This window comes from Streptomyces sp. NPDC052687 (assembly GCF_040678395.1).
Lineage (GTDB): Bacteria > Actinomycetota > Actinomycetes > Streptomycetales > Streptomycetaceae > Streptomyces.
This window is the reverse complement of sequence record NZ_JBFATR010000026.1, coordinates 86,708-96,702: the sequence shown is the minus strand read 5'-3', so window position 1 is coordinate 96,702 and position 9,995 is coordinate 86,708. Positions and strand designations below refer to the sequence as shown.

Sequence of the window (9,995 nt, the reverse complement as noted above, 5' to 3'; positions counted from 1 at the left end):
CGTGTCCGCCGGGGGCGCGGCGGGGTGGTCCGGGCCCCCCCGCGGCCGCCCACGTCAGGCCCGGCTGGAACGCGGGGCGCACCGGTGCTGTCCGGCCGGTGCGCCCCGCGCGTCTGCTGCGGCGACGGGGCAGCCGCGGGGGAACCCGGGGCGTGCCCCTCGCCCGTCACCCACCCAGCTCCTGGTGGCGGGCGGCCAGGCCCTGCGCGCCCTCCTCCGTGAGGGAGCCGAAGAGGCGGAGGCGGGAGATGCCGCCGTCCGGGTAGATGTCGACGCGGGCGTGGGTGCCGACGGCCGGCTGGTCGAGGACGAACCGGTGGTTGGTGTCGGGCTGGAGGCGGGTGCGCGGGAGGATCTCGGTCCACTCGCCGTCCTCGCCGTCCCGTACGGACACCGAGGCCCAGCCGGCGCTGTTGCCCTTCAGGTAGGCCGTGTCGATCTCGATCGCGCGGATCTGGGACCGGGCCACCAGCCGGTAGCGGATCCAGTCGTTGCCCCGGTCGCGGCGGCGGCGGGTCTCCCAGCCGTCGTCCATCTTGCGGGAGCGGCCCGGCTGGATGGTGTTGGTGGCGGGCGAGTAGAAGAGGTTGGAGGCGTCCTCGACGCGACCGCCGTTCTCCAGGGCGACGACGTCGAAGGTGCCCAGCACCGACAGCCACGCCGGGTCGGGGACGACCTCGCCGTACACGCGCAGGCGGGCGATGCCGCCGTCGGGGTGCTGGTTGACCCGCAGGTGGGTGAAGCGCTGCTCCGCGGAGACGGCGAAGCCGTTGGCCGCGTGGCCGCCGACCGCGGTGCGCGGCACCAGGGTGGTCCACTTGACGTCGTCGGCGAGCAGTTCCTCGGGGGAGGGCGAGCCCGCCACCGAGGTGGCCTCGACGGAGACCGACTGCGGGTAGTTGCCGCGGAAGTGGGCGGTGTCGACGACGATGCCGCGGATCACGCCGGGGGCGCCGAGGCGGATCAGCGCCCAGTCGTGGTCCTCGGCGGCGGGCCAGGGGTGGTCGGCGGAGACGCCGCGGCGCCGCCGGGTCTCCCAGCCGTCCATGACCTTGCCCTTGTGGCCGAAGTGCTCGGGGTCGAACTCGGCCCGCTCGGGCACCAGCAGGTTCTCCCGCTGGGCGAAGAACTCGTCGTTGGCGGCGATGACACCGGCGCCGAGCTGCCGGTCGGCGAGGTTGGCGTACTGGGTGAAGGGGAAGTCGGCGGTGCGGTAGTCCGCGTACGGGTCGCCGCCTCCGTAGGGGTTCGCGTCGCCGGTGAAGCTGGGTATCGCCGTCACGGTGATCAGTTCTTCCTTTCGGGAGTGGGCCGCTGCGGGGTGCGGGCGGGGCGGTCAGGGGGTGCGGGTCAGCAGGCGCCCCTGGGGGTCGGTGAACTCGCCGTCGGCGTAGATCCGCTCGCCGCGCAACCAGGTCGACTTGACGACACCGCCGAGGGTGCGGCCGGCGTAGGCCGTGACGCGGTTGCGGTGCTGGAGCTCCGCCGGGTCGACGGTGAAGGTCTCGTCGGGGGCGAGGACCACGATGTCGGCGTCGCGGCCGGGCGCGATGGCGCCCTTGCGGTCGTCCAGGCCGACCAGTTCGGAGGTCCGCGCGGACATCCAGCGGACGACGTCCTCCAGGCCGTACCCGCGCTCGCGGGCGGCGGTCCAGACGGCGGAGAGGCTGAGCTGGAGGCCGGAGATGCCGCCCCACGCGGTGGCGAAGTCGTCGGTCTTCAGGTCGGCGGTGGACGGGGAGTGGTCGGTGACGACGCAGTCGATGGTGCCGTCGGCCAGCGCCTCCCACAGCAGGTCCTGGTTGGCGGCCTCGCGGATGGGCGGGCAGCACTTGAACTCGCTGGCGCCGTCGGGGACTTCCTCGGCGGTGAGGGTGAGGTAGTGCGGGCAGGTCTCGACGGTGACGCGGACGCCCTCCGCGCGGGCGGCGCGGATCAGCGGCAGCGCGTCGCTGGAGGACAGGTGCAGGATGTGCACGCGCGCGTCGAGCCGCCTGGCCTGGGCGATGAGTGCGGCGATGGCGGTGTCCTCGGCGTCGCGCGGGCGGCTGGCGAGGAAGTCGGCGTACTTGGGGCCGCCGTGCTGCGGGGCGGCGGCGAGGTGGTGCGGGTCCTCGGCGTGCACGATCAGCAGGCCGCCGAAGCCGGCGATCTCCGCGAGGGAGCGGGCCAGCTGCTCCTGGTCGAGGTGCGGGAACTCGTCGACGCCGGACGGTGACAGGAACGCCTTGAAGCCGAACACGCCGGCCTCGTGCAGCGGGCGCAGGTCCTTGACGTTGCCGGGCAGGGCGCCGCCCCAGAAGCCGACGTCGATGTGCGCCTTGGACCGGGCGACGTCCTGCTTGACGCGCAGGTGGTCGACGGTGGTGGTCGGCGGGAGCGAGTTGAGCGGCATGTCGACGAGGGTGGTGATGCCGCCGGCGGCGGCCGCGCGGGTGGCGGTCCAGAAGCCCTCCCACTCGGTGCGGCCGGGGTCGTTGACGTGGACGTGGGTGTCGACCAGGCCGGGGAGCAGGACGTGGTCGCCGACGTCCTCCAGGCGGGCGCCCTCGGGGACGGGGGCGTCGTACGGCAGTACGGCCGTGATCGTGCCCCGCGCGACCGCGACCGTCGCGGCGCGCGTTCCCTCGGGCGTGATGACGCGCGTCGAGCGCAGCACCAGTTCAGCGTCGGACACCCGGACCCCTCTCTCTGCCGCGTGTTACTCCCAGGAAACGGGGGTTCACTTCCGCGTTACGGAATTCAACACTCTGTTGAATCCCTCTGGAGTCTTCACTCCCGCTCCCGCGCCGTCAAGAGGCACACTTCCACCGTGCACCCACATCGCCCTGCTCTGGAGATTTCCACAAAGCGGAATTAGAATTTCGGCAGGCAGAACGTAGCTACGCACAAGCGGGGAGTCAACCGGCCGCCGGGTAGGCTTCTGACCTTCCTGCCAGTCCCGAAAGGAACGCGCCGTGCCGACGTCCAGCGCCAGCACCACCGACTCCGCCAAGACCGCCAACGGCGGCGGTGGCGTCCAGTCCCTCGAGCGCGCCTTCGACCTCCTGGAGCGGATGGCGGACGCGGGCGGCGAGGTCGGGCTCAGCGAGCTCTCGGCGAGCAGCGGACTGCCGCTGCCCACCATCCACCGCCTGATGCGCACGCTCGTGGCCTGCGGCTACGTCCGCCAGCAGCCCAACCGCCGGTATGCCCTCGGCCCCCGGCTGATCCGCCTCGGCGAGTCCGCCGCCCGCCTGCTCGGCACCTGGGCGCGCCCCCATCTGGCCCGCCTGGTCGAGGAGACCGGCGAGACGGCCAACATGGCGCTGCTCGACGGCGACGAGATCGTCTACGTCGCCCAGGTGCCCTCCAAGCACTCCATGCGCATGTTCACCGAGGTCGGCCGGCGCGTTCTGCCGCACTCGACCGGCGTCGGCAAGGCGCTGCTCGCGGGCTTCCCGGACGACGAGGTGCGCGCCCTGCTCGCCCGCACCGGGATGCCGGCGGCCACCGACAAGACCATCACCACGCCCGAGGGCTTCCTCGCGGCCCTGGAGGACGTCCGCCGACTCGGCTACGCGGTGGACGACAACGAGCAGGAGATCGGGGTCCGCTGCCTCGCGGTGCCGGTGCCCGACTCCCCCACCACCGCCGCGATCTCCATCTCCGGCCCGGCGGGCCGGGTCACCGAGGCGGCGACCGAGCGGATCGTGCCCGCGCTGCAGCAGGTCGCGCGCGAGCTGTCCGCGGCGCTGGCCACGTCCGTGGCCAACGGCGGCTGACCTCCGGCGCACCGGCCCGCCCCGACCGACCGAACGAGACAGCCCCCGGCCATGGCGGCCGGGGGCTGTCCTGTCGTCCTCCCGGTTGTCCCACGTTCCAGCCGAGCGGCGGCTCGCCGTCCGGCGCCACAGCCCACCGGCCTCTCAGCCGACCGGCAATCCCAGCCGGCCAGCAGCACTCAGCCGGCCGGCAGCACTCAGCTGATCAGCAGCGCCCAGCCACCCACCATCGCTCAGTCAGCCACCAGCACTCAGCCGATCAGCCGCGCTCAGCCGGCCGCCATCGCTCAGCCGGCCGGCCGCGCTCGGCCCACCGCCCCCTCAGCCGTCCCCCGCCCGGCCGTCCCCCGCCCGGCCGTCCCTCGGCGGCGGCCCGAACAGCTCCACCGCCTGCCGTACGTCGGCCAGCCCCCGCGCGAGCGCGCTCACCGAGCCGATCGCGCCCGCGATCAGCAGCAGCGAGCGGCGCAGCCGCGGGATCTCCGGGGTGCCGCCGACGGCCATCGCGGCGAGCGCGGCGAGTTCCTCCTCGGCGACCGTCCGGTCGGGGAACTCCGCCGGGTGCGCGGCGAGTTGACGACGTAACCGGGACACGGCGGTGCGCAGTTCCACCGCCCTCGGGTCCTCCCCGCTGCCGGTCACCGGCCTCTGCCCCAAGCTCCGCAACACAGCTCTCCCCCCTGGCACTCCCTTGTGCCCGGTTCCCGTTCACTCCCCCTGTGCGCCCCCACCACGAGCCGAGCGCCGGGGATGTGCGGGAAAGTAAACGCCACAGAGTGCGACTGCGCCAGCACGCGGAGACAAATTCAGCCCGCCGGGACGGCTGCTCGACCTCGTGTCCGGTATGCAGGAGCCATGAGCCCCCCACAGGACGCGGCGGCGCACGACGCGTGCGCGCCCCCGGTGGCGGGTCCGCTCCTCGCGGCGGGCCGCGGCCGGAGACGGTGGCCCGCGCGCCGGCCGGGTACACGGGCGAGACCTCCCTGGCGACGGCGGCCCGGAATGCGCCCGGCGGAGTGCGGCGACATCGCACTCCCCTACGACATCGACACCGAGGCCGACCTGGTCCACCTTGAGTGAACGGGGTGGCACCGAGCGCCACCTTGCCTCGACTCAGAGAATCTCGACATCAACAAACCATTGAAATTCCACGATGAGGAAACTAATATCCACTGACCAGAAGCACTCGACCGCACAGCGGGTGCGATATTTCCCCTACGTGCCGCTTGGCACCCGGTGCCACCGCTGAAGGAAGTGACAGCTCATGTCCACACCAGCGCCGTCCCCGCTGGCCATCGTCGACGCCGAGCCCCTGCCCCGGCAGGAAGAGGTCCTCACGGAAGCGGCGCTCGCCTTCGTGGCCGAGCTGCACCGGCGGTTCACGCCGCGCCGTGACGAACTCCTCGCCCGCCGGGCCGAGCGCCGCGCCGAGATCGCCCGCACCGCCACGCTCGACTTCCTGCCGGAGACCGCCGCGATCCGCGCGGACGACTCCTGGAAGGTGGCCCCCGCTCCGGCCGCGCTGAACGACCGCCGTGTCGAGATCACCGGCCCCACCGACCGCAAGATGACCATCAACGCCCTCAACTCGGGCGCGAGGGTCTGGCTCGCGGACTTCGAGGACGCCTCCGCGCCCACCTGGGAGAACGTCGTCCTCGGCCAGCTCAACCTGATCGACGCCTACACCCGCAGCATCGACTTCACCGACCCGAGGTCCGGCAAGTCGTACGCCCTGCGCCCGAACGACGAACTCGCGACCGTCGTCATGCGCCCGCGCGGCTGGCACCTGAACGAGCGTCACCTCGTCGATTCCGACGGCACCCCGGTGCCGGGCGCCTTCGTCGACTTCGGCCTGTACTTCTTCCACAACGCCCGGCGCCTGCTCGACCTCGGCAAGGGCCCGTACTTCTACCTGCCGAAGACCGAGTCGCACCTGGAGGCCCGCCTCTGGAACGACGTGTTCGTCTTCGCGCAGGACTACGTCGGCATCGAGCAGGGCACCATCCGCGCCACCGTCCTGATCGAGACGATCACGGCGGCGTACGAGATGGAGGAGATCCTCTACGAGCTGCGCGACCACGCCTCCGGGCTGAACGCGGGCCGCTGGGACTACCTGTTCTCCATCGTGAAGAACTTCCGTGACGGCGGCGAGAGGTTCGTCCTGCCGGACCGCAACGCGGTCACGATGACCGCCCCGTTCATGCGGGCGTACACCGAACTCCTCGTCCGCACCTGCCACAAGCGCGGCGCGCACGCGATCGGCGGCATGGCGGCCTTCATTCCCTCCCGCAAGGACCCGGAGGTCAACAAGGTCGCCTTCGAGAAGGTCCGCGCCGACAAGGACCGCGAGGCGAACGACGGCTTCGACGGCTCCTGGGTCGCCCACCCCGACCTCGTGCCGATCGCCATGGAGTCCTTCGACAAGGTCCTCGGCGACAAGCCGAACCAGAAGGACCGCCTGCGCGAGGACGTCCACGTCAAGGCCGAGGACCTGATCGCGATCGACTCCCTCGACGCCAAGCCCACCTACAACGGCCTGGTCAACGCCGTCCAGGTCGGCATCCGCTACATCGAGGCGTGGCTGCGCGGGCTCGGCGCGGTCGCCATCTTCAACCTGATGGAGGACGCGGCCACCGCCGAGATCTCCCGCTCGCAGATCTGGCAGTGGATCAACGCCGGGGTCGTCCTCGACAACGGCGAGCAGGTCACCGCCGAGCTGGCCCGCAAGGTCGCCGCCGAGGAACTGGCGAACATCCGCGCGGAGATCGGCGAGGAGGCGTTCGCGGCCGGCCACTGGCAGGAGGCCCACGACCTGCTGCTGGAGGTCTCCCTCGACGAGGACTACGCGGACTTCCTCACCCTGCCCGCGTACGAGCGGCTCCAGGGCTGAGCGGCGCGAGACACCCTCTAGGACGTACGTTCCGAGTGGCCCAGGGTCTTGCCCGGGGCCACTCGGTCGCGTACGGCCCGCTTGACCGCCGTCGGCTCGGGGAAGCCGTGCTCGCGGCGGTCCCAGACCACCTCGTCGCCGGCCCGGACGACGAACACCCCGCCCGTGCCGGGCTTGAGCGCCAGTTCGTCCAGCTCGGCCTCGAAGGTGGTCAGCAGCTCCTGCGCCAGCCAGGCCGCGCGCGGCAGCCACCGGCACTGGGTGCAGTACTCGATCGTGACGCGCCGGGGGGCGGGTGCGGTCCCGGGCGTGGCCGCGTGGGGCGTCTCGGGTGTCGTCATCCCAAATGCACCGACCAATCCTGTTCCGCCGCCGGCTTGCCGTGCAGGTCGGGGACCCGCTTGAGCCAGTCCGGGCGGCCCTGCCGGGTCTTCGCCGCGCGGCGCGCGTTCTCCGCGGCCAGCTCCGCGCGGCTGGGGAAATCGGTGGGCAGCCACGCCTCGGAGGCCCGCACGCGCGCGTGCAGGAAGTCGACGTAGGCGCGGCGCACCTCCTCGGGTGTGCCGAAGCCGGGCTCGTCGGCCAGCCAGGCGTCCGGCACCTCGTCCGTGATCGCCCGCAGCAGCTCCTCGGTCACCTTCGGCCGCAGCTCCGCGTCGGCCGCGCGCACGTCGGGGCCGTAGTGGCCGAGGGCGTGGTGCCGGAAGTCGTAAGCCTTCGCCGGGTCGGTGGTGCCCCAGCGGTGGTGGAAGACGAGCGCGGCGCCGTGGTCGATCAGCCACAGCCGCGGCGGTGCCACGCCGAGCGTCGGCCAGACCATCAGGTTGGAGCTGTGCACGGTGCGGTCGACGTTCACGGTGAGCGCGTCCAGCCAGACGATCCGGCCGGCCTCCAGCGGGTCCACGTCGAAGACCTCGGCGATCTCCGGGGTGAGGTCACGCGCGCCCGGCAGGTGGTCCATGCCGAGGTTGACGCCCGCGCTGGCCGAGTGCAGCTCGCGCACCTCCTGGTGGGGTTCGTCCGCGGCGATCGCCGGGTCGAAGCGCACCAGGACCAGCTCGGGGAAGCGCAGTCCCAGGGCGCGGGCCAGCTCCCCCACGATGATCTCGGCGACCAGCGCCTTGCGGCCCTGCGCGGAGCCGGTGAACTTCACGACGTACGTCCCCTCGTCGTCGGCCTCGAAGACTCCGGGCACGGAGCCGCCGGACCGCAGGGGGGTGACGTAGCGCGTGGCGGTGACCTCTCTCAGCACGGTCCCGGGCCACCCTCGGACATGTCGCTGGACGGTTTGATCTCTCCGGCGAAGACGATGATCTGGTCGATGAGGCCGCGCCGCAGGTGCACGACGTCCGTCCCCGCCAGACGCGGACCGCCGTCCGGTGTGGTGAAGACCCACTGGTAGCGCGCCCAGTCGTGCGGCATGTCCACCGCCGAGCAGCGGACCATCGTGCCGGTACCCGCCGGGTGGCGCCGCAGGTCCAGGACGAAACGCTCGACGGCCTCGATCCCCTCGCTGCGGCCGAGCGGCCCCCACAGGACCACGTCCGAGGTCAGGGCCTGGGACAGCAGAGACGTGACATAGGTGTCGTCGGACGCGTTGAAGGCCGAGATGAACGTGTCGATCGCGGACTGAGCGGTCTCTTCCTGCATGCACCAGTCATATCAGCCGCGGCGGTCACGGCGCCCCCGCGGCCGGTTTCCCGTCGGCCCGCTCACGCCCCGGCCAGTGGGTTGGGCAGGGGCCGGTAGTGGGCGGCGGCGCCGTCGGCGCCGGTCCAGCGCAGGAGGAGGTTGGTCTTGGCGGGGAGGGTGGGGGCGGTGAGGAGGGCGGGGATCTCCGGGAGGTCGTGGCGGGCCAGTTCGCGGCGGACGGCGCGCCAGGGGTCGAGGCCGGGGTGGCGTTCGGCGAGGGCTTCGGCGAGTTCCATGAGGTGGTTGACGAGCAGGCAGTACACCAGGCGTTCCCAGCCGGCCGCGCGGTCGGTGCCGGGCGGCAGCTTCACGCCCTCGGCGTCGCGGAAGAGGGCCTGGACGGGGACGCCGTCGCCGTCGCAGGCGATCAGGCAGTTCTGCAGGTGGGCCTCCAGGACGACGCCGTGGCCGGCGAAGGCGGCCAGGACCGGCGGCACGAGGCGGCCGAGATACGCCTCCCACCAGGCCGCCGGGTCGGCCGGGCCGTCGAGCGGGCTGCCGTCGAAGCCCTCCACGAGCCCGGCGGCGAGGTAGGGCGTGGCGCCGGGCACCAGGTGGCCGCGCAGACCGTCGCGGACCAGCACGGCCAGTTCCTCGAACGCGAAGTCCGCGGTGCGGTAGCCGCGGTCGGAGAGCCAGGCGGCGGGGCCGTCGAGGGCGGCGAAGGCGGCCCGGACTGCGCTGTCGGTGCGGATCAGTTTCAGCAGGTCGTGGCGCCACAGGCGGCGGATGTCGTTGGTGATGCGCACGTCGAGGCTGAACTTCAGGAACAGGTCGCGCTCGGGGGCGTACACCGTGCGGATCGCGGCCGTCGGCCAGGTGTCGCACGCGGTGGTGCCGAGCCGGATCAGCCGGCCGTCGGCGAAGGCGCCGGCGAGCCCCGCGGCGGCCAGGTCGAGCTGCCAGGGGTGGGCGGGCAGCAGCCGGTAGCCGGGCGGGGCCGTGCCGAGGGTGTCGAGCGCGGAGCAGTCGCCCTCCTCGACGACGGCGTCCTCGCGCACCCCGAGCAGGGTCAGCGGGAAGCGGGCGTGCGCCTCCGGGGCGTACGGCAGCCAGGTGGCCGCCGGGCCGCCGCCGCGCGCCTTCGGTGCAGGGTGGTGCGGGTGGCCGGTGAGCAGGCACTGCTCGGAGCGCAGGTACGGGTCGGCGGGCGGGGTGGCGCGGGCCCGGGCGGTGAGCAGCGCGGCGACCGTGTCCCGGCTGTCGGCCATCTCGGCGGGCAGTTCGTGGTTGGACAGCCCGGTGTGCCGGCGCAGTTCCTCGGCGACCAGTTTGACCAGCTCGGGGTGGTCGAGGCGGTGCCAGCCGCCGGCGGTGCGCACCTCGGGCGCGGCGGGGCGCCGTCCGCCGCGCACCCGCAGCAGCTTCCCGCAGCCGGGCAGCAGGTGGACGCCGGGCTCGTCCGTCACCGGCCGGGCGACCTCGCGCAGCAGGCAGCCCAGCAGGGGCGCGGCCGCGTACGCGTCGGCGCGCGCGGCGACTCGGCTCTCGGCGGCGTCGGCCTCGGGGTGCGGGGGGAGGTGGTCCACGCGACATACTCGTTTCGTACGGTCCTGCGGAACGGCCGGCGATCACTGCGGGATCGCCTGCGGTGCTGCGGAGTTCCCTACGGTTCTCCGGAGACGATCAGTATCCCCGCCGTCACGCCC

General features: G+C 72.9%; 9 protein-coding genes. 2 read left to right on the top strand and 7 right to left on the bottom strand.

The genetic code is table 11. The features are described 5' to 3' along the window. Window positions 1–166: 166 nt before the first annotated feature. Both alc and allB read right to left on the bottom strand, forming a co-directional pair. Window positions 167–1,282: an allantoicase gene (alc, locus tag AB0K92_RS21280; protein WP_365925030.1), complete on the bottom strand. Its 1,116-nt coding sequence runs from the start codon at window positions 1,280–1,282 to the stop codon at window positions 167–169. A gap of 54 nt (window positions 1,283–1,336) precedes the next feature. Then, window positions 1,337–2,677, bottom strand: a complete 1,341-nt coding sequence (gene allB, locus AB0K92_RS21275; protein WP_166003058.1) for an allantoinase AllB — start codon at window positions 2,675–2,677, stop codon at window positions 1,337–1,339. A gap of 280 nt (window positions 2,678–2,957) precedes the next feature. On the opposite strand from allB, the gene AB0K92_RS21270 reads away from it, so the two are divergent. Continuing rightward, window positions 2,958–3,764, top strand: coding sequence for an IclR family transcriptional regulator (locus AB0K92_RS21270; protein ID WP_365925028.1), 807 nt, complete (start codon window positions 2,958–2,960; stop codon window positions 3,762–3,764). A gap of 321 nt (window positions 3,765–4,085) precedes the next feature. Here AB0K92_RS21270 and AB0K92_RS21265 read toward each other — a convergent pair whose 3' ends face one another. Beyond that, a complete protein-coding gene (locus tag AB0K92_RS21265; RefSeq protein WP_166003056.1) occupies window positions 4,086–4,433 on the bottom strand; it encodes a DUF5955 family protein in 348 nt (115 codons plus the stop codon). Window positions 4,434–5,028: 595 nt separating this feature from the next. On the opposite strand from AB0K92_RS21265, the gene aceB reads away from it, so the two are divergent. After that, window positions 5,029–6,654 carry a malate synthase A gene (gene aceB, locus AB0K92_RS21260; RefSeq protein WP_365925025.1) on the top strand — a complete coding sequence of 542 codons (1,626 nt, stop codon included), beginning with the start codon at window positions 5,029–5,031 and terminating at the stop codon, window positions 6,652–6,654. Between the two features lie 17 nt (window positions 6,655–6,671). Here the strand turns inward: aceB and AB0K92_RS21255 are convergent, their stop codons facing one another. The 4 genes from AB0K92_RS21255 to AB0K92_RS21240 form a co-directional block, all read right to left on the bottom strand. Further along, complete coding sequence (locus tag AB0K92_RS21255; RefSeq protein WP_365925023.1) at window positions 6,672–6,995, bottom strand: Rdx family protein; 324 nt, start codon at window positions 6,993–6,995, stop codon at window positions 6,672–6,674. Further along, window positions 6,992–7,906, bottom strand: a complete 915-nt coding sequence (locus AB0K92_RS21250; protein WP_365925021.1) for a HipA family kinase — start codon at window positions 7,904–7,906, stop codon at window positions 6,992–6,994. Before AB0K92_RS21250 ends, AB0K92_RS21255 begins: the two co-directional genes overlap by 4 nt. Next, window positions 7,900–8,304: a nuclear transport factor 2 family protein gene (locus AB0K92_RS21245; protein ID WP_365925019.1), complete on the bottom strand. Its 405-nt coding sequence runs from the start codon at window positions 8,302–8,304 to the stop codon at window positions 7,900–7,902. Before AB0K92_RS21245 ends, AB0K92_RS21250 begins: the two co-directional genes overlap by 7 nt. 62 nt (window positions 8,305–8,366) lie before the next feature. Beyond that, window positions 8,367–9,875 (bottom strand): IucA/IucC family protein, encoded by a 1,509-nt coding sequence (locus AB0K92_RS21240; protein WP_365925017.1) that lies wholly within the window; start codon window positions 9,873–9,875, stop codon window positions 8,367–8,369. Window positions 9,876–9,995: the final 120 nt, after the last annotated feature.

What these genes read in the sequence shown, in the direction of transcription:
- aceB (WP_365925025.1), top strand. Translation starts at nt 5,029, where the DNA reads ATGTCCACACCAGCGCCGTCCCCGCTGGCCATCGTCGACGCCGAGCCC.
- AB0K92_RS21255 (WP_365925023.1), bottom strand. Translation starts at nt 6,995, where the DNA reads ATGACGACACCCGAGACGCCCCACGCGGCCACGCCCGGGACCGCACCC.
- AB0K92_RS21245 (WP_365925019.1), bottom strand. Translation starts at nt 8,304, where the DNA reads ATGCAGGAAGAGACCGCTCAGTCCGCGATCGACACGTTCATCTCGGCC.